The organism is Arthrobacter sp. H14 (genome assembly GCF_000520495.1).
Lineage (GTDB): Bacteria > Actinomycetota > Actinomycetes > Actinomycetales > Micrococcaceae > Arthrobacter_C.
In genome coordinates, this window is the sequence record NZ_KI914628.1 from 5,542 (window position 1) to 6,184 (window position 643).

The following is a 643-nucleotide window of genomic DNA, read 5'->3' on the forward strand; positions in this document are numbered from 1 at the left end:
CAGTCACTGCCGCTTTCAAGCATCCGGGTCACAGCGCCAAGCTGGCCCTGCGCGCGCTTGAGCCGGTTCACGACCGGGCCAAGATCGGTGGTGTCCAGTTGCATTGTTTCCTCCATAGTCTTTCGCACTTACCCACCAACTGTATACCCCCAGGGGCTTATTGCATACCCTAGGGGGTATGTGTAAGACTGGGTTTCATCCCCACCACGACAATCCTTTGGAGGATGAAATGTTCTTGAAGCAGTACTACCTTGGCTGCCTGTCCCACGGCTCGTACCTGATCGGTGATGAAACGACCGGCCAGGCAATCGTCGTCGACCCGCGCCGCGACATCGCCGAATACCTCACCGACGCGGCCGCGAATAACCTGACCATCACCGGGGTGATCAACACCCACTTCCACGCCGACTTCGTCGCCGGCCACCTCGAGCTCGCCGCCGCCACCGGAGCGTGGATCGGATACGGCCGCCTGGCCGAAACCGAATACCAGATCCGCACCTACAGCCACGGCGAAAAGGTCTCACTCGGGGAGGTGGAGCTGGAGATCCTGGAGACCCCCGGACACACCTGGGAGTCCATCAGCATCCTGGTCCGCGAACACGCCGGCGACACCACACCTGAGGCCGTGTTGACCGGCGACGCG

The 643-nt window shown here is 61.7% G+C and carries 2 protein-coding genes; one reads left to right on the top strand and one right to left on the bottom strand.

What is annotated here, in order from left to right:
- Window positions 1–104: metal-sensing transcriptional repressor (locus tag Y707_RS32575; protein ID WP_035780224.1), on the bottom strand; the 104-nt coding region annotated here is incomplete at its 3' end.
- Between the two features lie 125 nt (window positions 105–229).
- Here Y707_RS32575 and Y707_RS0103910 point away from each other — a divergent pair.
- Window positions 230–643, top strand: a 414-nt coding sequence (locus tag Y707_RS0103910) for an MBL fold metallo-hydrolase (RefSeq protein WP_026534113.1), incomplete at its 3' end; no start/stop codon positions are given.